Annotated in this window: 21 protein-coding genes and 3 tRNA genes; 4 read left to right on the top strand and 20 right to left on the bottom strand. The window is 69.0% G+C overall.

From position 1 onward, the window contains the following. Positions 1-198 precede the first annotated feature (198 nt). The gene (locus FRZ03_RS02840) at positions 199-1,170 is read left to right on the top strand and encodes a M48 family metalloprotease (RefSeq protein ID WP_261398478.1); all 972 of its coding nucleotides are present in this window, start codon (positions 199-201) and stop codon (positions 1,168-1,170) included. Positions 1,171-1,236: 66 nt separating this feature from the next. Here the strand turns inward: FRZ03_RS02840 and FRZ03_RS02835 are convergent, their stop codons facing one another. The 10 genes from FRZ03_RS02835 to FRZ03_RS02785 form a co-directional block, all read right to left on the bottom strand. Further along, the gene (locus FRZ03_RS02835; protein ID WP_146463566.1) at positions 1,237-5,136 is read right to left on the bottom strand and encodes a DNA-directed RNA polymerase subunit beta'; all 3,900 of its coding nucleotides are present in this window, start codon (positions 5,134-5,136) and stop codon (positions 1,237-1,239) included. A gap of 97 nt (positions 5,137-5,233) precedes the next feature. After that, positions 5,234-8,719 (bottom strand): DNA-directed RNA polymerase subunit beta, encoded by a 3,486-nt coding sequence (gene rpoB / locus FRZ03_RS02830; RefSeq protein WP_070026330.1) that lies wholly within the window; start codon positions 8,717-8,719, stop codon positions 5,234-5,236. 568 nt (positions 8,720-9,287) lie between these two features. Further along, positions 9,288-9,677, bottom strand: coding sequence for a 50S ribosomal protein L7/L12 (gene rplL / locus FRZ03_RS02820; RefSeq protein ID WP_146463565.1), 390 nt, complete (start codon positions 9,675-9,677; stop codon positions 9,288-9,290). Positions 9,678-9,788: 111 nt separating this feature from the next. Further along, complete coding sequence (rplJ, locus tag FRZ03_RS02815) at positions 9,789-10,319, bottom strand: 50S ribosomal protein L10 (RefSeq protein ID WP_070026331.1); 531 nt, start codon at positions 10,317-10,319, stop codon at positions 9,789-9,791. A 335-nt stretch (positions 10,320-10,654) separates the two neighbouring features. Further along, complete coding sequence (locus tag FRZ03_RS02810) at positions 10,655-11,593, bottom strand: SCO4651 family lipoprotein (protein ID WP_146463564.1); 939 nt, start codon at positions 11,591-11,593, stop codon at positions 10,655-10,657. A gap of 138 nt (positions 11,594-11,731) precedes the next feature. Beyond that, positions 11,732-12,457 (bottom strand): 50S ribosomal protein L1, encoded by a 726-nt coding sequence (rplA, locus tag FRZ03_RS02805; RefSeq protein WP_145482786.1) that lies wholly within the window; start codon positions 12,455-12,457, stop codon positions 11,732-11,734. 101 nt (positions 12,458-12,558) lie between these two features. Further along, positions 12,559-12,993 (bottom strand): 50S ribosomal protein L11, encoded by a 435-nt coding sequence (gene rplK / locus FRZ03_RS02800; protein WP_030747472.1) that lies wholly within the window; start codon positions 12,991-12,993, stop codon positions 12,559-12,561. A 169-nt stretch (positions 12,994-13,162) separates the two neighbouring features. Continuing rightward, positions 13,163-14,038, bottom strand: coding sequence for a transcription termination/antitermination protein NusG (gene nusG / locus FRZ03_RS02795; protein WP_146463563.1), 876 nt, complete (start codon positions 14,036-14,038; stop codon positions 13,163-13,165). Positions 14,039-14,118: 80 nt separating this feature from the next. Further along, the gene (gene secE, locus FRZ03_RS02790; RefSeq protein ID WP_070026335.1) at positions 14,119-14,403 is read right to left on the bottom strand and encodes a preprotein translocase subunit SecE; all 285 of its coding nucleotides are present in this window, start codon (positions 14,401-14,403) and stop codon (positions 14,119-14,121) included. Between the two features lie 106 nt (positions 14,404-14,509). Further along, a tRNA-Trp gene (locus FRZ03_RS02785) sits at positions 14,510-14,582 on the bottom strand. Positions 14,583-14,843: 261 nt separating this feature from the next. On the opposite strand from FRZ03_RS02785, the gene FRZ03_RS02780 reads away from it, so the two are divergent. Together FRZ03_RS02780 and FRZ03_RS02775 are read left to right on the top strand one after the other, a co-directional pair. Beyond that, positions 14,844-16,070 carry a pyridoxal phosphate-dependent aminotransferase gene (locus FRZ03_RS02780; protein WP_146463562.1) on the top strand — a complete coding sequence of 409 codons (1,227 nt, stop codon included), beginning with the start codon at positions 14,844-14,846 and terminating at the stop codon, positions 16,068-16,070. 127 nt (positions 16,071-16,197) lie between these two features. Further along, the gene (locus tag FRZ03_RS02775) at positions 16,198-17,238 is read left to right on the top strand and encodes an adenosine deaminase (RefSeq protein ID WP_146463561.1); all 1,041 of its coding nucleotides are present in this window, start codon (positions 16,198-16,200) and stop codon (positions 17,236-17,238) included. 9 nt (positions 17,239-17,247) lie between these two features. On the opposite strand, the gene FRZ03_RS02770 is transcribed toward FRZ03_RS02775, so the two are convergent. From FRZ03_RS02770 to FRZ03_RS02760, 3 genes are all read right to left on the bottom strand, one after another. After that, the gene (locus tag FRZ03_RS02770; protein WP_146463560.1) at positions 17,248-18,303 is read right to left on the bottom strand and encodes a UDP-N-acetylmuramate dehydrogenase; all 1,056 of its coding nucleotides are present in this window, start codon (positions 18,301-18,303) and stop codon (positions 17,248-17,250) included. 123 nt (positions 18,304-18,426) lie between these two features. Continuing rightward, on the bottom strand, positions 18,427-18,636 hold the full coding sequence (locus FRZ03_RS02765; protein WP_146463559.1) for a DUF397 domain-containing protein: 210 nt from the start codon (positions 18,634-18,636) through the stop codon (positions 18,427-18,429). Beyond that, on the bottom strand, positions 18,633-19,508 hold the full coding sequence (locus FRZ03_RS02760) for a helix-turn-helix domain-containing protein (protein WP_146463558.1): 876 nt from the start codon (positions 19,506-19,508) through the stop codon (positions 18,633-18,635). The genes FRZ03_RS02765 and FRZ03_RS02760 overlap by 4 nt, the downstream gene beginning before the upstream one ends. Before the next feature lie 155 nt (positions 19,509-19,663). Between FRZ03_RS02760 and FRZ03_RS02755 the strand changes: the two genes are divergently transcribed. After that, complete coding sequence (locus FRZ03_RS02755) at positions 19,664-20,089, top strand: ATP-binding protein (protein ID WP_146463557.1); 426 nt, start codon at positions 19,664-19,666, stop codon at positions 20,087-20,089. Between the two features lie 10 nt (positions 20,090-20,099). On the opposite strand, the gene FRZ03_RS02750 is transcribed toward FRZ03_RS02755, so the two are convergent. The 7 genes from FRZ03_RS02750 to FRZ03_RS02720 all read right to left on the bottom strand — a co-directional run bounded on the left by FRZ03_RS02750 (position 20,100) and on the right by FRZ03_RS02720 (position 23,791). Then, the gene (locus tag FRZ03_RS02750) at positions 20,100-21,527 is read right to left on the bottom strand and encodes a DHA2 family efflux MFS transporter permease subunit (protein ID WP_146463556.1); all 1,428 of its coding nucleotides are present in this window, start codon (positions 21,525-21,527) and stop codon (positions 20,100-20,102) included. 94 nt (positions 21,528-21,621) lie between these two features. Further along, positions 21,622-22,197: a TetR/AcrR family transcriptional regulator gene (locus FRZ03_RS02745; RefSeq protein ID WP_186785226.1), complete on the bottom strand. Its 576-nt coding sequence runs from the start codon at positions 22,195-22,197 to the stop codon at positions 21,622-21,624. Positions 22,198-22,343: 146 nt separating this feature from the next. Next, positions 22,344-22,772 carry a MaoC family dehydratase gene (locus tag FRZ03_RS02740; protein WP_146463554.1) on the bottom strand — a complete coding sequence of 143 codons (429 nt, stop codon included), beginning with the start codon at positions 22,770-22,772 and terminating at the stop codon, positions 22,344-22,346. 7 nt (positions 22,773-22,779) lie between these two features. Continuing rightward, on the bottom strand, positions 22,780-23,232 hold the full coding sequence (locus tag FRZ03_RS02735) for a MaoC family dehydratase N-terminal domain-containing protein (protein WP_074993004.1): 453 nt from the start codon (positions 23,230-23,232) through the stop codon (positions 22,780-22,782). A 113-nt stretch (positions 23,233-23,345) separates the two neighbouring features. After that, complete coding sequence (gene rpmG, locus FRZ03_RS02730; protein WP_003948671.1) at positions 23,346-23,510, bottom strand: 50S ribosomal protein L33; 165 nt, start codon at positions 23,508-23,510, stop codon at positions 23,346-23,348. Between the two features lie 89 nt (positions 23,511-23,599). After that, a tRNA-Met gene (locus tag FRZ03_RS02725) sits at positions 23,600-23,672 on the bottom strand. A 46-nt stretch (positions 23,673-23,718) separates the two neighbouring features. Next, positions 23,719-23,791, bottom strand: a tRNA-Thr gene (locus FRZ03_RS02720). Positions 23,792-24,078 lie beyond the last annotated feature (287 nt).

The raw sequence follows: 24,078 nt of genomic DNA, 5'->3' as shown, positions 1-24,078 counted from the left end.
TAGATCACCTCGGCGGCGCCCGCCCGGCCCCCCGACCCCCCGCCCCCCGCCCCGCCCCCCGCCGACCTTCCCCACGCCAAGACGGCCCCCGCCACCCCCCCGCCGACGCTGTCGACGAGCGCCGTCCTCCCCGCCCCCGCGGTCCCCGGTGGCGCCGTGCCGCCGATGCCGTCGCTGCCTCCGGGCGCGGCTCCACCCGTGCCCGAGTCCGCGCCGGACGATCTCGAGTACCGGCACCGCGGTGCCCGGGTGCACGTGGCCGAGCACCAGCGCGGGGCCGACATCACGGCGATCGGGCGGCTGGCCGTGCAGGTGCCGGGGGCCCTGGTCAGCCTCGGCCTGGTCGCCACGGTCGCGTTCCGTCTGTTCGGGACCGGCGTGGGGACGCTGGTGGTCGTGGCCTGGGCCGCCTCCGGACTGCTCGTCTTCCACCGGCCGACCGAGCTGGCCTTCGCCCGCCTCGTGCTCAAACTGCGCCGGCCCACCGAGGAGGAACGGGCCCGGCTGGAGCCGATCTGGCACGAGGTGACGGCCCGCGCGGGCATAGAACCGGGCACGTACCAGCTGATGGTGCAGAACAGCGAGGAGCTGAACGCGGCCGCGGTGGCCGGCCATGTCGTCGCCGTCACGACCTACTCGCTCAACCGCATCCCGAGCAGCAATCTCGCCGCCGTGCTCGCGCACGAGCTCGGCCACCACACCGGCGGCCACGCCTGGGCCGGTCTGCTCGGCTACTGGTACTCCCTGCCCGGCCGGATCGCCTGGGCGGTGACCCGGACGCTGGCGGCGTTCGCGCTCCTGATCACCGGGTACTTCTCCGTCATCGCGACGCTGGCACTCGGCCTGTTCATGGCGCTGGCGGTGTTCTGCGCGTTCTTCGTCGCCTGGTACATCGCGATCCCGCTCGTGCTCGCCCCGTTCCTGCTGGCCTACGCCGGCCGGCGCGGGGAACTGCGCGCCGACCAGCAGGCGGCCGAGCTGGGCTTCGCCCGTGAACTGGCCGAGGTCCTGTACCACCTGGAGACGGAGGAGGCCACGAAGAAGGCCGCCCTGGCCGCGCAGGGCCAGAAGCTCAAGGAGCCCGGTCCCCTGGGCCGGCTGCTGTCCTCCCACCCGGACCACCACACCCGGCTGACCGCCCTGGGGCACTACGCGGGTCTGCCCCGCTGACGTCCCCCGGACATGCCGAAGGGCGGCCGCCCCCCGAGGGGAGTGGCCGCCCTTCAGACTGCCCGCTTACTGGTTGTACGGACCGTAGTCGTAGTCCTCCAGCGGAACGGCCTGGCCGGAGCCGGTGCCGAACGGCGAGTAGTCGATGTCGTCGTAGCCGACGGCCGAGTACATCGCGGCCTTGGCCTCCTCGGTCGGCTCGACCCGGATGTTGCGGTAGCGGGACAGACCCGTACCGGCCGGGATGAGCTTACCGATGATGACGTTCTCCTTGAGGCCGATGAGGCTGTCGGACTTGGCGTTGATCGCCGCGTCCGTCAGGACTCGGGTCGTCTCCTGGAAGGAGGCGGCCGACAGCCAGGACTCCGTCGCCAGCGAGGCCTTGGTGATACCCATCAGCTGCGGACGACCGGAGGCCGGGTGGCCGCCCTCCTGGACCACGCGACGGTTCTCGGTCTCGAACTTCGAGCGCTCGACCAGCTCGCCGGGCAGCAGCTCCGCGTCGCCCGACTCGATGATCGTCACCCGGCGCAGCATCTGCCGGATGATGATCTCGATGTGCTTGTCGTGGATCGACACACCCTGCGAGTTGTAGACCTTCTGGACCTCGCCGACCAGGTGGACCTGGACGGCACGCTGACCCAGGATGCGCAGCACGTCGTGCGGGTTGGTGGCACCCACGGTGAGCTGCTGGCCCACCTCGACGTGCTCGCCCTCGCGGACCAGGACCTTGGCACGCTTGGAGATCGGGTACGCCGTCTCGTCGCTGCCGTCGTCCGGGGTGACGACGAGCTTCTTCGTCTTCTCGGTCTCCTCGATCCGCACGCGGCCGGAGGCCTCGGAGATCGGGGCGACACCCTTCGGGGTACGGGCCTCGAAGAGCTCGACGACACGCGGCAGACCCTGGGTGATGTCGTCACCGGCCACACCACCGGTGTGGAAGGTACGCATCGTCAGCTGGGTACCGGGCTCACCGATGGACTGGGCGGCGATGATGCCGACCGCCTCACCGATGTCGACCAGCTTGCCGGTGGCCAGCGAGCGGCCGTAGCACATCGCGCAGGTGCCGACGGCGGACTCGCAGGTCAGGACCGAGCGGGTCTTGACCGTCTCCACGCCGTGCTTGACCAGTTCCTCGATGAGGACGTCGCCGAGGTCGGTACCGGCCGGGGCCAGCACCTTGCCGTCGACCACGATGTCCTCGGCGAGGCAGCGCGCGTACACGGACGTCTCGACGTTGCCCGTCTTGCGCAGGACACCGTCCTCGCCGCGCTCGGCGATCGCCAGCTTGAGGCCGCGCTCGGTGCCGCAGTCCTCCTCGCGGATGATGACGTCCTGGGAGACGTCGACCAGACGACGGGTGAGGTAACCCGAGTCGGCGGTACGCAGAGCGGTGTCCGCCAGACCCTTACGGGCACCGTGGGTGGAGATGAAGTACTCCAGCACGGACAGACCCTCACGGAACGAGGCCTTGATCGGACGCGGGATGGTCTCGTTCTTCGCGTTCGACACCAGACCACGCATACCGGCGATCTGCCGCATCTGCATCATGTTTCCTCGGGCACCCGAGTCAACCATCATGAAGATGGGGTTGGTCTTGGGGAAGTTCTCGTTCATCGCCTCGGCGACCTCGTTGGTCGCCTTGGTCCAGATCGCGATGAGCTCCTGAGTGCGCTCTTCCTTGGTGATCAGACCGCGCTCGTACTGCTTCTGGACCTTCTCGTCCTGCGCCTCGTAGCCCTTGACGATCTCCTTCTTCGCCTCGGGAACGACGACGTCGGAGATGGCCACGGTGACACCGGAACGGGTCGCCCAGTAGAAGCCGGCCGCCTTCAGGTTGTCGAGCGTCGCCGCCACGATGACCTTGGGGTAGCGCTCGGCCAGGTCGTTGACGATCTCGGAGAGCTGCTTCTTGCCCACCGAGTAGTCGACGAACGGGTAGTCCTCGGGCAGCAGCTCGTTGAAGAGCGCGCGGCCCAGGGTGGTGGTCAGCCGGAAGCTGTCACCCTGCTGCCACTCGGGCTCGCCCTCCTCACGGGCCGGCGGCGTCCAGCCACGCGGCGGGATGGTGCCCACCGGGAAGCGGATGTCGACCCGCGACTGGAGCGACAGCTCGCCCGCGTCGAACGCCATGGTCGCCTCGGCCGTGGAGCCGAACGCGCGGCCCTCGCCCTTGACGTCGCGCAGCTCGCCGTCGGTGGTGAGGAAGAACAGACCGAGGACCATGTCCTGGGTCGGCATCGTCACCGGGCGGCCGTCGGCCGGCTTGAGGATGTTGTTCGAGGACAGCATCAGGATGCGGGCCTCGGCCTGCGCCTCCGCGGACAGCGGCAGGTGCACGGCCATCTGGTCACCGTCGAAGTCCGCGTTGAACGCGGTGCAGACGAGCGGGTGGATCTGGATGGCCTTGCCCTCGACCAGCTGCGGCTCGAAGGCCTGGATGCCGAGGCGGTGCAGGGTGGGCGCACGGTTCAGCAGCACCGGGTGCTCGGCGATGACCTCTTCGAGGACGTCGTACACGACGGTGCGGCCGCGCTCGACCATGCGCTTGGCCGACTTGATGTTCTGCGCGTGGTTCAGGTCGACCAGGCGCTTCATCACGAACGGCTTGAACAGCTCCAGCGCCATCGCCTTGGGCAGACCGCACTGGTGCAGCTTGAGCTGCGGGCCGACGACGATGACGGAACGCGCCGAGTAGTCGACACGCTTGCCGAGCAGGTTCTGGCGGAAACGGCCCTGCTTGCCCTTCAGCATGTCGCTGAGGGACTTCAGCGGACGGTTGCCGGGGCCCGTGACCGGGCGGCCGCGGCGGCCGTTGTCGAAGAGGGCGTCGACCGCCTCCTGGAGCATGCGCTTCTCGTTGTTCACGATGATCTCGGGCGCGCCGAGGTCGAGAAGCCGCTTCAGGCGGTTGTTGCGGTTGATGACACGGCGGTACAGGTCGTTCAGGTCGGAGGTCGCGAAGCGGCCACCGTCCAGCTGCACCATCGGACGCAGGTCCGGCGGGATGACCGGGACGCAGTCCAGGACCATGCCCTTGGGGCTGTTGGAGGTCTGCAGGAACGCGGAGACGACCTTGAGCCGCTTGAGGGCACGGGTCTTCTTCTGGCCCTTGCCGGTGCGGATGATCTCGCGGAGCTTCTCGGCCTCCTCCTCGAGGTCGAAGGACTCCAGGCGCTTCTGCAGCGCCGCGGCACCCATCGAGCCGTCGAAGTACGTGCCGAAGCGGTCGCGCAGCTCGCGGTAGAGCAGCTCGTCGCCCTCCAGGTCCTGGACCTTGAGGTTCTTGAACCGGTTCCACACCTCGTCGAGGCGGTCGATCTCGCGCTGCGCGCGGTCGCGCAGCTGCTTCATCTCGCGCTCGGCACCCTCGCGCACCTTGCGGCGCACGTCCGCCTTGGCGCCCTCGGCCTCCAGCTCGGCCAGGTCGGACTCGAGCTTCTTGGCGCGGGCCTCCAGGTCGGAGTCGCGGCGGTTCTCGATCTGCTGGCGCTCGACCGAGACGTGCGCCTCCAGCGAGGGCAGGTCGCGGGTGCGGCGCTCCTCGTCGACGTACGTGATCATGTACGCCGCGAAGTAGATGACCTTCTCCAGGTCCTTCGGGGCGAGGTCCAGCAGGTAGCCCAGGCGGGACGGGACGCCCTTGAAGTACCAGATGTGGGTGACGGGCGCGGCGAGCTCGATGTGGCCCATCCGCTCACGGCGCACCTTGGCGCGCGTGACCTCGACGCCGCAGCGCTCGCAGATGATGCCCTTGAAGCGGACGCGCTTGTACTTGCCGCAGTAGCACTCCCAGTCCCGGGTGGGGCCGAAGATCTTCTCGCAGAAGAGTCCGTCCTTCTCGGGCTTCAGGGTGCGGTAGTTGATGGTCTCGGGCTTCTTGACCTCGCCGTGGCTCCACTGCCGAATGTCGTCAGCGGTGGCCAGGCCGATCCGGAGCTCGTCGAAGAAGTTGACGTCGAGCACTATGCGTCAATCCCTCTCAGGGTCGTAAGTCTGTGGTCTGAAACGGGGGCCTGGGGGTCGGCGGGGCCCTGTGGGTGAGGGCCCCGCCGGACTCCCGTCAGACCTCTTCGACGCTGCTCGGCTCGCGCCGGGACAGGTCGATGCCGAGCTCCTCCGCAGCGCGGAAGACGTCCTCGTCGGTGTCACGCATCTCGATGGACATACCGTCGCTGGACAGCACCTCCACGTTCAGGCAGAGCGACTGCATCTCCTTGATGAGCACCTTGAAGGACTCGGGGATGCCGGGCTCGGGGATGTTCTCGCCCTTGACGATGGCCTCGTAGACCTTCACGCGGCCGGTGACGTCGTCGGACTTGATGGTCAGCAGCTCCTGGAGGGCGTACGCGGCGCCGTAGGCCTCGAGGGCCCACACCTCCATCTCACCGAAGCGCTGGCCACCGAACTGCGCCTTACCACCCAGCGGCTGCTGGGTGATCATCGAGTACGGGCCGGTCGAGCGGGCGTGCAGCTTGTCGTCGACCAGGTGGTGCAGCTTCAGGATGTACATGTAGCCGACCGAGATCGGGTCCGGGAACGGCTCACCGGAGCGGCCGTCGAACAGCCGCGCCTTGCCGGACGGGAGCACCATGCGCTCGCCGTCGCGGTTCGGGATGGTGTGCTGCAGCAGACCCGCCAGCTCGTCCTCGCGGGCACCGTCGAAGACCGGGGTGGCGACGTTGGTGCGCGGGGCGACCTTGTCGGCACCGATGGCCTGGAGGCGCTTGGCCCACTCGTCGGCGAGACCGGAGACGTCCCAGCCGCGGCTGGCGAGCCAGCCGAGGTGGATCTCCAGGACCTGTCCCGGGTTCATTCGGGACGGCACACCCAGCGGGTTGAGGATGATGTCGACCGGGGTGCCGTCCTCCAGGAACGGCATGTCCTCGATCGGCAGGATCTTGGAGATGACACCCTTGTTGCCGTGGCGGCCGGCGAGCTTGTCACCGTCGGTGATCTTGCGCTTCTGCGCGACGTAGACGCGGACCAGCTGGTTCACGCCCGGCGGCAGCTCGTCGCCCTCCTCGCGGTCGAAGACGCGCACGCCGATGACCTTGCCGGTCTCGCCGTGCGGCACCTTCAGCGAGGTGTCACGGACCTCACGGGCCTTCTCACCGAAGATCGCGCGCAGCAGGCGCTCCTCGGGGGTCAGCTCGGTCTCGCCCTTCGGGGTGACCTTGCCGACGAGGATGTCGCCGGCGATGACCTCGGCACCGATGCGGATGATGCCGCGCTCGTCCAGGTCGGCGAGGACCTCCTCGGAGACGTTCGGGATGTCCCGGGTGATCTCCTCGGGGCCGAGCTTGGTGTCACGGGCGTCGACCTCGTGCTCCTCGATGTGGATCGAGGAGAGGACGTCGTCCTGCACGAGGCGCTGCGACAGGATGATCGCGTCCTCGTAGTTGTGACCCTCCCACGGCATGAACGCCACGAGCAGGTTCTTGCCGAGGGCCATCTCGCCGTTCTCGGTGGCCGGACCGTCGGCGAGGACCTGGCCCTCGACGACCCGGTCGCCCTCGTCGACGATGACCTTCTGGTTGACCGAGGTGCCCTGGTTGGAGCGGGAGAACTTGTGCAGGCGGTACGTGATGTACGTGCCGTCGTCGTTGGCCGTGGTGATGTAGTCCGCGGAGACCTCCTGGACCACACCGGCCTTCTCGGCCTTGACGACGTCGCCGGCGTCGACGGCGGAGCGGTACTCCATGCCGGTGCCGACGAGCGGGGCCTCCGACTTGATGAGCGGAACGGCCTGGCGCATCATGTTCGCGCCCATGAGGGCACGGTTGGCGTCGTCGTGCTCCAGGAAGGGGATCATGGCGGTCGCGACCGACACCATCTGGCGCGGCGAGACGTCCATGTAGTCCACGTCCTCGGGGCCGACGTAGTCGACCTCGCCGCCACGGCGGCGGACCAGCACGCGGGCCTCGGCGAAGCGGAGCTCGTCCGTCAGCGGGGCGTTGGCCTGCGCGATGACGAAGCGGTCCTCCTCGTCGGCGGTCAGGTAGTCGACGTCGTCGGTGACCTGGCCGTCGATGACCTTGCGGTACGGGGTCTCGACGAAACCGAACGCGTTGACCCGGCCGTAGGAGGCGAGCGAGCCGATCAGACCGATGTTCGGGCCTTCCGGCGTCTCGATCGGGCACATACGGCCGTAGTGCGAGGGGTGCACGTCTCGGACCTCGAAGCCGGCCCGCTCACGGGACAGACCACCGGGGCCGAGCGCCGAGAGACGACGCTTGTGGGTCAGACCAGACAGGGGGTTGTTCTGGTCCATGAACTGCGACAGCTGGCTGGTGCCGAAGAACTCCTTGATGGAGGCGACGACCGGCCGGATGTTGATCAGGGTCTGCGGCGTGATCGCCTCGACGTCCTGGGTCGTCATGCGCTCGCGCACGACGCGCTCCATCCGGGCCAGACCCGTGCGGACCTGGTTCTGGATGAGCTCGCCGACGCTGCGCAGACGGCGGTTGCCGAAGTGGTCGATGTCGTCGGTCTCGACGACGATCGTCTCGCCGTTGTCACCCGTGGTCTCGGTCTCGCCGGCGTGCAGCTGCACCAGGTACTTGATCGTCGAGATGATGTCCTCGACGGTCAGGATGCCGGCGTCCAGCGGGGCGTCGGCGCCCAGCTTCTTGTTGACCTTGTAGCGGCCGACCTTGGCGAGGTCGTAGCGCTTCGGGTTGAAGTAGAGGTTCTCGAGCAGCGTCTGCGCGGCCTCGCGCGTGGGGGGCTCGCCCGGACGCAGCTTGCGGTAGATGTCCAGCAGCGCGTCGTCCTGGCCCTGGGTGTGGTCCTTCTCCAGGGTGGCGCGCATCGACTCGTAGTCGCCGAACTCCTCGAGGATCTGCTCGGTGGTCCAGCCGAGCGCCTTCAGCAGGACGGTGACCGACTGCTTGCGCTTGCGGTCGATACGCACACCGACCATGTCGCGCTTGTCGATCTCCATCTCCAGCCAGGCACCCCGGGACGGGATGATCTTGGCGGAGAAGATGTCCTTGTCGGACGTCTTGTCGATGGAGGAGTCGAAGTAGACACCGGGGGAACGGACCAGCTGAGACACCACGACACGCTCGGTGCCGTTGATGACGAAGGTGCCCTTGTTCGTCATGAGCGGGAAGTCGCCCATGAAGACCGTCTGGGACTTGATCTCACCGGTCTCGTTGTTGGTGAACTCGGCGGTGACGAAGAGCGGGGCGGCGTACGTGAAGTCGCGCTCCTTGCACTCGTCGATGGAGTTCTTCGGCGGCTCGAAGCGGTGGTCCCGGAACGTCAGGGACATCGACCCGGAGAAGTCCTCGATCGGGGAGATCTCCTCGAAGATCTCCTCCAGACCGGACTTGGTGGGGACGTCCTGACCGTTCTCCAGAGCCTCCTCGACCCGACTCTGCCAGGCGGTGTTGCCGAGCAGCCAGTCAAAGCTCTCGGTCTGCAGCGCGAGCAGGTTCGGAACCTCGAGAGGCTCCTTGATCTTTGCAAAGGAAATGCGCAGCGGGGCGGTGCTGGCGCCGTTGTTCGTATTCGCGGTCGAGGCGTTGCGCGAGGCGGCCAAGAGGGGGTCCTTCCGAGGGCTCGGACTCACTACGCGCGTACCGGCCCCTCCCTCAAACACAGAGGCGGAAACCCCAGCTCAAGGGGGTTCGGCCATCGATGCTCGAGTGAGGGCAGACCCCTGGTGACGGGCAGGGGACAGCTAACAGGCAGCGCAAAGGGTCAGTGTAGCCACTTGGCACACTGATGTCCAGTGCGGGTTTGTCGAGACCCTCGCTGTGCTCACCACTCTTGTCGACGCCTTCGGCATGCTGCCCTCAACGCACGTTCATACTGCCCTCTTCGCCGCCGATCCATGCCTCGGATTCGGATCCTTGTGACGACGCGTCCTGAGAATTGCGCGCTGCGTGCGGTTCGTCAAGGGTCTCCCACCGGAACCGGGCCGTCCGGAGACACGACGAAGATCACCATACCTCTCGACACCGCGAGTGCAAGGCAACCGCGGTCGGTCCTCCGGATACGCCGAAGAGCGACCACCCGGATGGATGATCGCTCTTCGGTGCGTTCGCGTTACAGCCCCACAGGGCCGAATTCAGCGCGCGTTCGAGTCCGTGCGGACCCGTGAGGTGTTACTTGACCTCGACGGAGGCGCCGGCGCCCTTGAGGGACTCGGCGGCCTTCTCGGCGGTCTCCTTGTTGACCTTCTCGAGGACCGGCTTCGGGGTGCCGTCGACGAGGTCCTTGGCCTCCTTCAGACCCAGGGAGGTCAGCTCACGCACGACCTTGATGACCTGGATCTTCTTGTCGCCGGCGCCGGTGAGGATGACGTCGAACTCGTCCTTCTCCTCGGCGGCCTCGGCGGCGGCGCCACCAGCGGCACCACCGGCGACGACGACCGGCGCGGCAGCGGCGGCGGTGACGTCGAACTTCTCCTCGAAGGCCTTCACGAACTCGGAGAGCTCGATGAGGGTCATCTCCTCGAACTGGGCAAGCAGCTCGTCCTGGGTGAGCTTCGCCATGATGGCGGTCCTTCCACTCAATCGGCAGGTGCCGGATGTACTGGGTAAGGCGGGCGTACGTCGGCCCGCTGCGACCCGCGCCGGACGGTGCGGGTCAGAAAGCGAGCCGAATTACTCGGCACCGCCCTGCTCGGCCTGCTTGGCGCGCAGCGCGTCCACGGTGCGGACGAGCTTCGACGGCAGCGCCTGGAAGAGGGAGGCAGCCTGGGACTGCTTGCCCTTCATGGCACCGGCCAGCTTGCTGAGCAGAACCTCGCGGGACTCGAGGTCCGCAAGCTTCTTGATCTCGTCGGCGGACATCGCCTTGCCGTCAAGGACACCGCCCTTGATGACGAGATTCGGGTTGTCCTTGGCGAAGTCACGGAGACCCTTCGCCGACTCCACCGGGTCACCGGTGACGAAGGCGACGGCCGTCGGACCAGCGAAGAGCTGGTCGTCCAGCGTGATCCCGGCCTCGTTGGCCGCAATCTTGGTCAGCGTGTTCTTCACCACGGCGTACTGGGCGTTCTCACCGAGCGACCGGCGCAGCGTCTTGAGCTGCGCCACGGTGAGACCGCGGTACTCGGTCAGCACGGCGGCGTTGGAGCTGCGGAACTTGTCCGTCAGCTCCGCAACCGCGGCAGCCTTGTCGGGCCTCGCCATAGAGCCTCGGCCTCCTTCCGGGTGATTCGGACCGCGCGGACCCGAAGGAGGACTGGGGAAAACGAAACGCCCCGGCGCAGGCGCTCGGGGCGGACTCGACCGGTCGCACACGCGCTGGACGCGCACTCCGGGAGTTCTTCCACAGTCACCTGCGCGGGTCGCCCACTTTTCAGCGGATCCTTCGGCCACCGCACCCTGTAAAGCGCGCGGCAACGACCAGCGGTCTTTGGCTTCGGGGATGAGCGTACGGGACCGGGGCGCCAGGGAGCAAATCGGGCCCCGGTCCCCTGGGGATCGAGGGCTGTCCCGCGGGGATCGGGAGCCGGCCCGCCGGATCAGGACGTGAGGCCGGTGCCGCCGGACGCGGTGCCGCCCGAGGGGCTCTCGGCGCCGGCCGACTTCATCATGTCGGCGATGTCCAGGGTGTCGGAGGCCGGCGGCGCCTCGGCGGAGACCGGCACGCCGTAGTCGCTGTAGTGGGCGGTGGTGGTCAGCGTGCCGTTGCCGGTGGCCGCCTTCACGCTCTGCTTGACCAGCAGGTTCTGGTCGTTGATCCAGATATCGACGGTCTCGGTGGTGATCCCGGACTTGGTCAGCTGCTGTTTGAGCTCCGAGAGCTGGGCCGCGGTGAGGTTGCTGGTCCTGCCCGCGAGGGCGGCCGCGTCCACGGTGCCCGCGTAGTGCCGGGTGTGCGTGCCGTCGACCGTCTCCTGGCCGACCTCCTTGACGTCCCCGGAGGCCAGCAGCACCTTCACCGACTGGTTCGGCGTGGACGACTGGAGCTGCTCCTTCGTGAACGCTCCGGAGGCGCCGCCGGCCTTGGCCAGGTAGTCGTAGTCGTACTTGATCCAGTGCTTGCCGCCCCCGGCCTGCCGCGCGAAGGTGTCGCTCATCTTCGCGTAGTAGCCGTCCCCCAGGTAGCGGACCGCCATGCTGGAGCTGCCGGCCTTGCTCATCATCTCGGCCATCTTGCCGCCGGTGTAGTCGACGGTCACGTTGCCCTTGAGGCCGTCGCTCCAGTCGAAGGAGCCATTCTCCGTCAGCTTCATGACATCGCCCAGGGAGATGTCGGCGCGCACCTTGGCCGAGTCGGCCTTGTCGGTGGACTGCTGGACGCTGCGCAGTACGGCGGCGACGGGGCTGAGGTGGACCGTGCTGTCACCCGACGCCTTGCCGTCGCCCTTCCCGGAGCCCGAGGAGCCGCACGCGGCCACCCCGGTCAGCGCTGCCACCACGGCCACGGAAAGGGTCACCCGGCGTGCGGTGCTCGTCATCTGGTCCTACCCCCATACAAGAGTCACGTCGTACGACAAAGCTCGTACACAGAAAGGACGGGCCCCGCACCTCAAAGGTTGCAGGGCCCGCCCTTCGGTCACGCGTACCGGACGCGGCTACCGGGGTGAGCGGGAGGCTCAGACGGCGGCCGGGTCCTCCTCGACGAGGAGGTTGCGGGTGCGGTTCGGGTCGAGCTGGATGCCGGGGCCCATCGTGGTGGTGATGGCGGCCTTCTTGATGTAGCGACCCTTGGCGGCGGACGGCTTCAGACGGAGGATCTCCTCCAGCGCGGCGCCGTAGTTCTCCACCAGCTTGGTGTCGTCGAAGGACACCTTGCCGATGATGAAGTGCAGGTTCGAGTGCTTGTCGACGCGGAACTCGATCTTGCCGCCCTTGATGTCGGTGACGGCCTTGGCCACGTCGGGGGTGACGGTGCCGGTCTTCGGGTTCGGCATCAGACCACGGGGGCCGAGGACGCGGCCGAGGCGGCCGACCTTGCCCATGAGGTCCGGGGTGGCGACGACGGCGTCGAAGTCCAGGCGGCCCTTCGAGACCTCGTCGATCAGCTCGTCGGCACCGACGATGTCGGCGCCCGCGGCACGCGCGGCCTCGGCACGGTCACCGGTCGCGAAGACCAGGACCCGGGCGGTCTTACCGGTGCCGTGCGGAAGGTTCACGGTGCCACGGACCATCTGGTCGGCCTTGCGCGGGTCGACACCCAGACGGAAGGCGACCTCGACGGTGCCGTCGAACTTGGTCGTGGAGGTCTCCTTGGCGAGACGGACGGCCTCGAGCGGGGCGTACAGCTTCTCCCGGTCGATCTTGGCGTCCGCAGCGCGGAGAGCCTTGCTGCGCTTGCTCACAACTTGCTCCTGTGTGTTCTGAAAGGAGTCGTGGTCCTCGGGCCGAGCAGGCCCTGCCACGTGCGACCGGTCACGGCCGCATTACCTGCTGGTGGTGGGGGTCAGCCCTCGACCGTGACGCCCATGGAGCGCGCGGTGCCGGCGATGATCTTCGCCGCGGCGTCCAGGTCGTTCGCGTTCAGGTCGGGCATCTTGGTCTGGGCGATCTCGCGAACCTGCGCCTCGGTGATCTTGGCGACCTTGGTCTTGTGCGGCTCGCCGGAGCCCTTCTCCACACCCGCGGCCTTGAGGATCATCTTCGCGGCCGGCGGCGTCTTGGTGACGAAGGTGAAGGAGCGGTCCTCGTAGACCGTGATCTCCACCGGGATGACCCAGCCACGCTGCGACTCGGTCGCGGCGTTGTAGGCCTTGCAGAACTCCATGATGTTGACGCCGTGCTGACCCAGCGCCGGGCCGACCGGCGGAGCCGGGTTGGCGGCACCGGCCTGGATCTGGAGCTTGATGAGCCCCGTGACCTTCTTCTTCTTGGGAGGCATAGCTCTCCGGGTCCTTTCGATTCGGGTCCTGCCCGCTCCCGGGGACCACCCGGATGCAGGCATACCGCACAACGATAACGGGTATAGATGCGCGGCCAAAAACCGAGCAGGTCAGACGGGCTGTGACAGCCCGTCTGACCTGGCCGGAAGCGATAGGTCCAGAAAGGAACTAGTTCTTCTGGATCTGGTCGAAGGAAAGCTCGACCGGGGTCTCGCGGCCGAAGATCTCCACCAGGCCCTTGACCTTCTTGGAGTCGGCGTTGATCTCGTTGATGGTCGCCTGGAGGGTGGCGAACGGGCCGTCGGTGACGGTGACCGAGTCGCCGACCTCGAAGTCCAGCACCTGGACCTCGACCTTGCGCTGCGGGGCGGGCTTGCCCTCGGCCTCGGCGGCCTCGCGGGCGGCCTTCTCCTCGGCCTCCGGGGCGAGCATCTTGACGATCTCGTCCAGGGTCAGCGGGTACGGGTCGTAGGCGTTGCCGACGAAGCCGGTGACGCCCGGCGTGTTGCGGACGACACCCCAGGACTCGTTCGTCAGGTCCATGCGGACCAGGACGTAACCGGGCAGCTTGTTCTGCTTGATCGTCTTGCGGTCGCCGTTCTTGATCTGGACGACCTCTTCCTGCGGCACCTCGGCCTGGAAGATGTAGTCCTCGACGTTCAGCGAGACGGCGCGCTGCTCCAGGTTGGTCTTCACGCGGTTCTCGTAGCCGGCGTAGGTGTGGATGACGTACCACTCGCCGGGCAGGGTGCGCAGTTCCTCGCGCAGGGCCTGGACCGGGTCGACCGGAGCCGCGGGCTCCTCGTCGGCGGCCTCGGCGGCGGCGTCCTCGCCGTCCTCCTCGGCTTCCTCGTCCTCGTCCTCGTCGTCCGCGTCCTCGGTGTGCAGCGCGGCCTCCTCGGCCGGCTCGCCCGCCTCGGCCTCGGCAGCCTCGAACTCGTCCTGCTCGTCCGCGCCCTCGACGATGTCGAGCTCGTCGTCCACCATCTCGGCAGCGTTCCCGCGAGACTCGGTGGCGTCGTCGTTCAGGTTCGGGTCAGACACGATGGCTGCTTCTTCCTGGTTACATAGGGGTGGAACATGCGAAAACGGGCGCCGGTGCCACGGCGCCCTTCGCTCTTGGCTCAGCCGAAGACGTACTTGGCGGCGTGGTTGAGCCCATAGTCAATCACGGTCACCAGCGCGATCATGATGGCGACGAAGAAGATCACCACGGTGGTGTACGACGTCAGCTGGTTCCGCGTCGGCCAGACGACCTTGCGGAGCTCCGCGACGATCTGGCGGTAGAAGGTGGCCAGGCGCTTCAGCGGGCCCTTCTTGGCGCGCTTGCCGCCCTTGCGTGCCTTCTTGGACTCGGGCACTTCGTCCCGGGCATCAGGCGTGTCGATGGAGCCCACGGCGTCCGTCATAATCCTCACCTGATCCCGGGTCGTGGCCGTGCCGCGCCCGGTTTCTGAGCCGCACGGCGGTGCATTGCTGTACGTACATGCGCACACATCCTGGCGGTGTGTGTAGCAGGGCCGGAGGGACTTGAACCCCCAACCGCCGGTTTTGGAGACCGGTGCTCTACCAATTGAGCTACGACCCTTTGTGTGTCCCCAACGTACCGCATCCGCCCGGGTGCTCGGTGTGCACCGACCGTCGCGGTGGCCGCTGGAGGCCAACGAGGTGAGAGTGTACGTGGTCCGACGCCCGGCGTCGAACAGAAAGTGGCCGTCCGGGGGCGCCGGATCGAAGATCGTCCAGGCCGGGGGCCGGATTCGAATCCCTGTTCACGCCTCGACCCCGCCCTGCTCAGTCTGTGAAACCCGTGTGCCCGGGACATTTCCGGTCTGGAACCATGGGCTCCATGAGCGCTGCAACCCCTCCCACCGAGCGCCGGGTCTCCGCCCGAGTCGGCGCGATCTCCGAGTCCGCCACCCTCGCCGTGGACGCCAAGGCCAAGGCCCTGAAGGCCGCCGGGCGACCGGTGATCGGCTTCGGCGCCGGTGAGCCCGACTTCCCCACCCCGGACTACATCGTCGAGGCCGCGATCGAGGCCTGCAAGAACCCGAAGTTCCACCGGTACACGCCGGCCGGCGGCCTGCCCGAGCTGAAGGCCGCGATCGCCGCGAAGACGCTGCGCGACTCCGGCTGGGAGCCGGACGTCTCCCAGATCCTGGTCACCAACGGCGGCAAGCAGGCCATCTACGAGGCGTTCGCCGCGATCCTCGACCCGGGCGACGAGGTCATCGTCCCGGCGCCGTACTGGACCACCTACCCGGAGTCGATCCGCCTCGCGGGCGGTGTCCCGGTGGAGGTCGTGGCCGACGAGACCACCGGCTACCGGGTCTCCGTCGAGCAGCTGGAGGCGGCGCGCACGGAGCGGACGAAGGTCGTCCTGTTCGTCTCCCCGTCCAACCCGACCGGCGCCGTGTACTCCGAGGCCGAGACCGAGGCGATCGGCCGCTGGGCGCTGGAGCACGGCCTGTGGGTGCTCACCGACGAGATCTACGAGCACCTGGTCTACGGCGACGCGGTCTCCGTCTCGCTGCCGGCGCTGCTGCCCGAGCTGCGCGACAAGTGCATCGTGGTCAACGGCGTGGCGAAGACGTACGCCATGACCGGCTGGCGCGTGGGCTGGGTGATCGGCCCCAAGGACGTCGTGAAGGCCGCGACCAACCTCCAGTCGCACGCCACCTCGAACGTCTCCAACGTGGCCCAGGCCGCCGCGCTGGCCGCCGTCTCCGGTGGCCTGGAGGCCGTGGCGAAGATGCGGGAGGCCTTCGACCGGCGCCGCAGGACCATCGTGCGGATGCTCAACGAGATCGACGGCGTGTTCTGCCCGGAGCCCGAGGGCGCCTTCTACGCCTACCCGTCGGTCAAGGCCCTGATCGGCAAGGAGATCCGCGGCAAGCGCCCGCAGGACACGGTCGAGCTGGCCGCGCTGATCCTGGAGGAGGCCGAGGTCGCGGTCGTCCCGGGCGAGGCGTTCGGCACGCCGGGCTACCTGCGGCTCTCGTACGCGCTGGGTGACGAGGACCTGGTGGAGGGCGTGAGCCGGATCCAGAAGCTGCTGGCGGAGGCGCGGGACTGACGTCCGCCTCGCGCATGAAGGGCCCATCTGCGGACACCCGCAGGTGGGCCCCGTTCGTCTGTACGAGCAAGACCTCGACCGGGGAAACGGCTACCGGGACACCGGGTGAGTGAGGCAGCATCTGGGAATGGAGCGTGTACGTGATCTCTCTGAGCTGCCCAAGGCCCACCTGCATCTGCATTTCACCGGCTCGATGCGGCCGGGCACCGTCCTGGAACTGGCCGACAAGCACGGCGTACGGCTGCCCGAGACGCTGACGGAGGCGCTGACCAGCGGAGAGCCGCCGAAACTCAGGGCCACGGACGAGCGGGGCTGGTTCCGCTTCCAGCGGCTGTACGACGCGGCGCGCTCCTGCCTGCGCGAGCCGGAGGACATCCGGCGCCTGGTGCGGGAGGCCGCCCAGGAGGACCTGCGGGACGGCTCCGGCTGGCTGGAGATCCAGGTGGACCCGACGTCGTACGCGCCCCGGCTCGGCGGTCTGATCCCGACGCTGGAGATCATCCTGGACGCGGTGGAGAACACCTCGCGGGAGACCGGGCTCGGGATGCGGGTCCTGGTGGCCGCGAACCGGATGAAGCACCCGCTGGACGCCCGCACCCTGGCCCGGCTCGCGGTGCGGTACGCGGACCGGGGCGTGGTGGGCTTCGGGCTGTCCAACGACGAACGGCGGGGCATGGCGCGGGACTTCGACCGGGCCTTCCACATCGCGCGGGAGGGCGGTCTGCTGTCGGCCCCGCACGGCGGCGAGCTGACCGGCCCGGCGTCGGTGCGGGACTGCCTGGACGATCTGCACGCGTCGCGGATCGGGCACGGGGTGCGGGCGGCCGAGGACCCCCGGCTGCTGAAGCGGCTGGCCGACCGCCAGGTGACGTGCGAGGTGTGCCCGGCGTCCAATGTGGCGCTCGGTGTGTACGAGAAGCCGGAGGACGTGCCGCTGCGCACCTTCTTCGACGCCGGTGTGCCGATGGCGCTCGGCGCCGACGACCCGCTGCTGTTCGGCTCCCGGCTGGCCGCGCAGTACGAGATCGCCCGCCATGTGCACGGCTTCTCCGACCCCGAACTGGCGGAGCTGGCCCGCCAGTCGGTGCGCGGCTCGGCCGCCCCGGCGGACGTCAAGGCGCGGCTGCTGGCGGGCGTGGACGACTGGCTGACGCGCCCGCCCGCCTGATCACCGGACCTACAGGCCGACGCCCACCATCACCGGCTCGTTGACGAGGGTGATCCCGAAGGCCTCGCGCACCCCGGCGACGACCTCGCGGGCGAGGGCGAGCAGGTCCTCGGTGGTGGCCTCGCCGCGGTTGGTGAGGGCGAGGGTGTGCTTGGTGGAGATGCGGGCGGGCCCGGTGCCGTACCCCTTGGAGTAGCCGGCCTTGTCGATCAGCCAGGCCGCGGAGGTCTTCGTACGGCCCTCCCCCGCCGGATAGGCGGGCGGCTCGACGTCCGCGCCGAGCCGCTCGCGCACGCGCGCCCGGAACGCCGTGAACCGCTCCTCGCTGAGGATCGGGTTGGTGAAGAAGGAACCGGCCGACCAGGTGTCGTGGTCCTCGGCGTCGAGGACCATGCCCTTGCCCGCCCGCAGCCTCAGCACCGTCTCGCGGGCCTCGGCCAGCGGCACCCGGTCCCCGGGCTGCACGCCGAGCGTGCGGGCCGTCTCCGCGTACTTGACCGGAGCGGACAGCCCGCCCGCGTCCTCCAGCTCGAAGCGGACGCGCAGCACGACGTACCGCTCGGGGTCGGCCTTGAAGCGGCTGTGGCGGTACGAGAAGGCGCACTCCTCGTTGCCGAGGGTGACCGTCTCGCCGGCGCGGCGGTCGTAGGCGATCACCTCGGAGATGGTGGCGGAGACCTCCTGGCCGTACGCCCCCACGTTCTGGATCGGCGTGGCGCCCGCGGAGCCGGGAATCCCGGCCAGGCACTCGATCCCGGCGAGCCCGGCCTCCACGCTGCGGGCGACGGCGTCGCTCCACACCTCACCGGCCGCCAGTTCCAGGGTCGTACCGCGCAGCTCCACCCCCCGGGTGGCGATCCGCAGCGCGGTCCCCTCGAACCCCTTGTCCCCGATGACCAGGTTCGACCCACCGCCGATGATCAGCAGCGGGGTGCCGCTGTCGTCGGCCTCCCGTACGGCGTCGATCACCTCGGCATCGGTCCCGGCGGTCACCAACCGCGTGGCGGGCCCACCGAGCCGGAAGGTGGTGAGCGGGGCGAGCGGAGCGTCGTGGAGTACGTGCACGGCCCCAAGACTACGAGAACGGGCCGACGGGGCGGGACGAGCGGGGGCTGGTCGGGCCGGGGCGCCGCCACGCAGGGCCGGCCGTCCCGCATCACACCGTCGTGGTAACCGCCCTGAAAGGGCTCAGCCCGCCGAGGCGTACGACACGAAGCGCGCCCACGCACCGGGGGTCAGCGTCAGCCGGGGGCCCTCGGTGTCCTTGGAGTCGCGGACATGCACGGTACCGGGGGAAACGGCCAGCTCGACGCAGGAGTTGCCGTCGTTGCCGCCGCTGTAGCTGCTCTTGAACCACGCCAGCTCGGAGGCGTCCCCGGCCGTGGTCTTGCGGATCATGTTTCTCCCAGCAGTTGCTCGATGAAGGCCAGCGACTCCCGCGGCGAGAGCGCCTGAGCCCGGATGGTGCCATACCGCAGCTCAAGGATGCGCAGGTGTTTGGGGTCGGAGGTCGGACGGCCGTTGAACGCCCCGTCGGAGCGACCAACGGCTGTACCGTCTGGGAACTTCAGCAGTTCGATCCGACCGTCCAGCCCTGAATGCGTGTCGCAGCTCATCGGCATCACCTGAAGCACGACGTTGTGCAACCGACCTACCTCCAGCAGGCGTTCGAGCTGCCGGCGTCCTGCCATTGTGCCTCCGATAGGACGCCGCAGAACCCCCTCCTCCAGGACGAAACTGAGCGCCGGAGCAGGTGAGCGTTCGAAGATCGACTGCCGGGCCAGCCGAGCGGCCACCATGCGCTCCACGTCATCCGGCGAGTACGGCGGCTGCGCTGCCCCGATCACCGCTCGGGCGTGCTCCGGCGTCTGCAGCAGCCCCGGGACGATGTGGCACTCGTACAGTGCGATCTCGACCGCCTTGGCTTCCAGCTTGCCCAGTTCCCGAACCGTCTTCGGATACCGGACCTTCTTCACGTCCTCCCACGTCGCCGCGATGACGCCGCCCGCCCCCAGCACCCGGTCGGACTCGGCCAGGTACTCGCGCCGGGGAATCCGCTTTCCGCCCTCGACCTTGTAGACCAGGTCCTCGCCGTAGCCGATGGCCGCCCCGAACTCGGCGGCGCGCATGCCCGACGCCTCGCGCAGCAGCTTCAGCTGCCGTCCCACCATGGTGATCACGGCCACGCCCCACTCGTCGTCCGGATCCACCTCCCACCCGGGTTCGTTCGCCTCCGTGCCGGGTCGTACCGCCTCGCCGTCCACCGACATTCCGCACCCCTCCGTAGTCCCGCGCCCTGTCGCGGCGCCCTACCCGTGACAACGGCGCCGACAGCCCGGACAGCACTGGACAACCCGCCGACAGTCACCGCACGCGACCGCCCGTTCACTCCGCACGGTAGGTGTTTCCGGTCACGCTGAGCAGCGTGAACCAGAAGATCGCCGCCGACACGGCCCAACCGCCCGCCCCCTCCCCCGTCTTCAGCCTGCTGCTGTCGTCCACCCGGCGCGGGGCCCGCCTCGCCCGGCTGCTCGCCGAGGCGCAGTTGCGGCAATGGGGGTTGCCCACGGACCCCGCGACGCACCTCGTGGCCGAGCTGGCGGCGAATGCCGTCACGCACGGCCGGGTGCCGGGCCGGGACTTCCGACTGACGCTCCGCCGCGACGGCGACCGGCTCCGGATCGAGGTCACCGACCCGCGCGGCGAGCGGCTGCCGGACGTCCGACGGCCCGCCGTGGACGCCGAGTCGGGGCGTGGGCTGCTCCTGGTGGACGCCCTGGCGGACCGTTGGGGGGTGATCGAGGGCCCGTTTCCGTGCAAGACCGTGTGGGCCGAGTGTGTCCCGGGGTGACGTGCCGGCGTCAGCCCGCCGTGGTCTCCAGGGCCGGTGCGGCCGGTTCCGCCGGGGCCGTCCGGAGGCCGGCGACACGCGCCGGGATCACCAGTGCGGCCAGCGCCGCGAGGGCGACCACCGACGCGCCGGTGATCAGGGCCGGGCGCAGGCCGTCGACGAAGGACCGGGCGGAGGTGTAGCCGCCGTACGCCGAGAAGATCGAGGACATCACCGCGATGCCGAGCGCGCCGCCCACCTCGCGCAGGGCGTTGTTCGCCCCCGAGGCGATGCCCTGTTCCTGCGGGCGCACGCTGGACATCACCAGGGCGGCTGCCGGGGCGAAGTACATGGCCATGCCGACACCGCTGAGGACGAGGGCGGGCAGCTGGTCGGCGTAGGAGGCGTGCGCGGTGACCACGCAGGCCAGGTAGCCGAGGCCGGCGGCCTGGAGCAGCAGGCCCGCGGCGACGACCGGGCGGCCGCCCACGCGGTCGGACAGGAACCCGGCGATCGGTGCGACGATCATCGGCATACCGGTCCACGGCAGCATCCTGAGCCCCGCCGCCGTGGGCGAGTAGCCGAGCACGTTCTGCATGTACTGGCTGAGCAGGAAGATCGAGCCGAACATGCCGACGAACATCAGCAGGCTCGCCGCGTTGATCCCGGAGAAGGCGCGGGAGCGGAACAGGCGCATCGGCAGCATGGGCCTGGCCGCCCGGGAGCCCCAGCCGACGAAGGCGAGCAGGAGCACGCCGCCGGCCGACAGCGCGGTCAGCACGACCGGGTCCGTCCAGCCGTCGGAGGGGCCCCGGACCAGGCCGTACACGATCCCGAAGAGGCCGCCGCCGGCGAGCAGGGTGCCGGGGATGTCGAGGCGGGCGTCGGCGCCGTACGACTCGGCCAGCCGCAGGCGGGCCAGGGGCAGGACGAGCAGGCCGAGCGGAACGTTCAGCCAGAAGATCCAGTGCCAGGACACGTGTTCGGTGAGGCTGCCCCCGATCAGCGGGCCGGAGGCGACCGCCAGCCCGTTGACCGCGCCCCAGATGCCGTACACCGTGCCGCGCCTGGCCGCCGGCACCGCCGCGGTCAGCAGGGTCAGCGTGAGCGGCATCATCACCGCCGCGCCCACGCCCTGCACCGCGCGGGCGGCGATCAGGGAGCCGATGCCGGGTGCCATCGCCGCCGCGGCGGACGCGCCGGTGAAGACGGTGAGCCCGGCGATGAACAGCCGCCTGCGGCCGAACCGGTCGCCGAGCGCGGCGCCGGACATCAGCAGGCAGGCGAAGGTGAGCGTGTAGGCGCTCACCGTCCACTCCAGATCGTCCAGCGCCCCGCCGAGATCCTCGCGGATCGAGGGCAGGGCGGTGGTGACGACGAGGTTGTCCAGGGCCGCCATGAATCCGGCGACGCTGGTGACGAGAAGCGCCCAGGCGGCGCTCCTGCGGGTCTGTGACATCGCTCCCCCGGGGATGTGATCCCAGTCGGTCGGTTAGTTATCGATGACTAACTTTTGTGGGCACGGGTCTGCCCATGGGTGTCCCGCGCCCTGCCTACGCCGCCGGTTCGCCCGTTCCGCGCTGGAACGGGTCCGCGTCCAGCCCCGCCCACACCCGGTGACCGGCAGGGAAGCCCAGGCCCACCAGGCAGTTGATGAGCATGCCGCACGCCATGAAGTCGGTCGTGCCGGCCACGTCGGCGCCGAGCGACACATGGACGGCGTCCCACAGCCGCATCCACCCGGCCCGCACGGCCTCGCCGAACTCCCGGTCGCCCTCCTGCTCGGCGGCGGCGACGGCCAGGAACATCTGCATCTGCATCATCAGCCGGGAGGGCTGCTCGACGATGACCCTCTTGTAGGCGGCGCCCATGGCTTGCAGGGCCTCCTCGCCCTCCAGCCCCTCGGCCGCCTCCTCGAACATGCGGATGGTGTCCTGGATGCAACGGTCCGCCGCCGCCAGGAAGATCGCCCGCTTTCCCGGGAAGAGCCGGAAGAGGTACGGCTGTGACACGCCGACCCGACTGGCGATGGCCTCGGTGGAGGTGCCGTAGTAGCCCCCTCGACCGAACTCCTCCATCGCCGCACGGACGACGCTCTCGCGCCGCTCCTCTGCACTCATCCTGGGCATGGGAAGTAAGTTAGTGCTCAATCACTACTTCACACAAGCCCACTTTCACACGAGCCCATGAGTCCGCCCGGAGACGCGTAAGGGGCGCCCCGCCAAGCGGGCACCCCTTACATCACCTGCTCGACCGCGGAACCGCGGCCCTGCCGTCAGGCCAGTCGTACGACCGCTCGCGACATGCCCAGCACCTTCTGGCCGCCGCTGGTCGCCGTGAGGTCGACGCGGACGGTGTTGTCGTCCAGCTTGGCCGCGACCTTGCCGCTGACCTCGATCAGGGCGCCCTGGTCGTCGTTGGGCACGACGACCGGCTTGGTGAAGCGGACGCCGTACTCGACCACCGCGCCCGGGTCGCCGAGCCAGTCGGTGATCACGCGGATCGCCTCGGCCATGGTGAACATGCCGTGCGCGATCACGTCCGGCAGGCCCACCTCCTTGGCGAACTTCTCGTTCCAGTGGATGGGGTTGAAGTCCCCGGAGGCGCCCGCGTAGCGCACGAGGGTGGCGCGGGTCACGGGGAAGGTCCGGGCCGGCAGCTCGGTGCCGACCTCGACGTCGTCGTAGCCGATCTTCGCCGTCATCAGCTGCTCACGCCTCCTCGGCCGCGCGGGCCACGAGCTTGGTCCAGGCGGTCACGACGTGCTCGCCCGCCTCGTCGTGCACCTCGCCGCGGATGTCCAGGATGTCGTTGCCCGCGAGGGACTTGATCGCCTCGATGGTGGAGGTGACCGTGAGCCGGTCGCCGGCGCGCACCGGGCGGCGGTAGGCGAACTTCTGGTCGCCGTGCACGACCCGGCTGTAGTCCAGGCCGAGCTGGGGGTCCTCGATGACCTGGCCGGCGGCACGGAAGGTGATGGAGAACACGAAGGTCGGGGGGGCGATCACGTCGGAGTACCCGTACGCCTTGGCGGCTTCCGGGTCCGTGAACACCGGGTTGGTCTCCCCCACGGCCTCGGCGAACTCGCGGATCTTCTCCCGGCCCACCTCGTAGGGGGCGGTGGGCGGGTAGGTCCGTCCCACGAAGGACTGGTCGAGCGCCATGGCCCGGCACCTCCTGATGTCTGGTGTGAGGGTCCCAAATTAGCCGGGGCCCGACCGTGGAAACGCCGCGAGGCCGCCCCCTCGGAAGGGGACGGCCTCGCGAACGAGCCTATTTATCGCGTTTCGCGGTGCGCGGTGTGCGCGTTGCAACGCGGGCAGTGCTTCTTCATCTCAAGGCGATCCGGGTTGTTACGCCGGTTCTTCTTGGTGATGTAGTTCCGCTCCTTGCACTCCACGCAGGCCAGCGTGATCTTCGGGCGGACGTCGGTGGCAGCCACGTGAGTGCTCCTAGGACGAACGGATGGACTTATTTAACGCAAGAAGAGTAGCCGATCGAAGGACCGACCCCACAATCGGCTACTGTCAGTAGCGGTGACCGGACTTGAACCGGTGACACAGCGATTATGAGCCGCTTGCTCTACCGACTGAGCTACACCGCTTTGATGAGATCGGAACCCGCCTTGCGACGGGAACCTCTCACACCAGAGCCCCAAAACGGAATCGAACCGTTGACCTTCTCCTTACCATGGAGACGCTCTGCCGACTGAGCTATTGGGGCGAGCGATGAAGACATTACACGGTCCGCCGCCGTTCGCCCAAATCCGTATCCCCCCGGGGGCGGGCGCGCTGTGCGGCGGACGCGTGGGGTGCGTGCGCGCGGGTGGCGGGGGTGCGCTGAGGGTGGCCGAGCGGGTGCGACGGCGCGGCGCCGGAGGGTGCCGGACGCGCCGGCGCGGGAGGCGGGAACAGACGGCGACCGCCCCATGGGCCCGCCGGTACGACCATTGCGCCACTGCGCCCTCCGCGGGGCGCGCCGACCTAGGCGCGGTTCCCCTGTGTGCTCTC

The organism is Streptomyces misionensis, assembly GCF_007896895.1.
Lineage (GTDB): Bacteria > Actinomycetota > Actinomycetes > Streptomycetales > Streptomycetaceae > Streptomyces > Streptomyces misionensis_A.
This window is presented reverse-complemented; position numbering and strand designations above follow the sequence as displayed.

Bases quoted from the DNA above. Each gene is read 5' to 3' on its own strand.
- rplL (WP_146463565.1), bottom strand. From the start codon at position 9,677: ATGGCGAAGCTCACCCAGGACGAGCTGCTTGCCCAGTTCGAGGAGATG.
- rplJ (WP_070026331.1), bottom strand. From the start codon at position 10,319: ATGGCGAGGCCCGACAAGGCTGCCGCGGTTGCGGAGCTGACGGACAAG.
- FRZ03_RS02810 (WP_146463564.1), bottom strand. From the start codon at position 11,593: ATGACGAGCACCGCACGCCGGGTGACCCTTTCCGTGGCCGTGGTGGCA.
- rplK (WP_030747472.1), bottom strand. From the start codon at position 12,993: ATGCCTCCCAAGAAGAAGAAGGTCACGGGGCTCATCAAGCTCCAGATC.
- secE (WP_070026335.1), bottom strand. From the start codon at position 14,403: ATGACGGACGCCGTGGGCTCCATCGACACGCCTGATGCCCGGGACGAA.
- FRZ03_RS02780 (WP_146463562.1), top strand. From the start codon at position 14,844: ATGAGCGCTGCAACCCCTCCCACCGAGCGCCGGGTCTCCGCCCGAGTC.
- FRZ03_RS02775 (WP_146463561.1), top strand. From the start codon at position 16,198: ATGGAGCGTGTACGTGATCTCTCTGAGCTGCCCAAGGCCCACCTGCAT.
- FRZ03_RS02765 (WP_146463559.1), bottom strand. From the start codon at position 18,636: ATGATCCGCAAGACCACGGCCGGGGACGCCTCCGAGCTGGCGTGGTTC.
- FRZ03_RS02760 (WP_146463558.1), bottom strand. From the start codon at position 19,508: ATGTCGGTGGACGGCGAGGCGGTACGACCCGGCACGGAGGCGAACGAA.
- FRZ03_RS02750 (WP_146463556.1), bottom strand. From the start codon at position 21,527: ATGTCACAGACCCGCAGGAGCGCCGCCTGGGCGCTTCTCGTCACCAGC.
- FRZ03_RS02745 (WP_186785226.1), bottom strand. From the start codon at position 22,197: ATGCCCAGGATGAGTGCAGAGGAGCGGCGCGAGAGCGTCGTCCGTGCG.
- FRZ03_RS02740 (WP_146463554.1), bottom strand. From the start codon at position 22,772: ATGACGGCGAAGATCGGCTACGACGACGTCGAGGTCGGCACCGAGCTG.
- FRZ03_RS02735 (WP_074993004.1), bottom strand. From the start codon at position 23,232: ATGGCGCTCGACCAGTCCTTCGTGGGACGGACCTACCCGCCCACCGCC.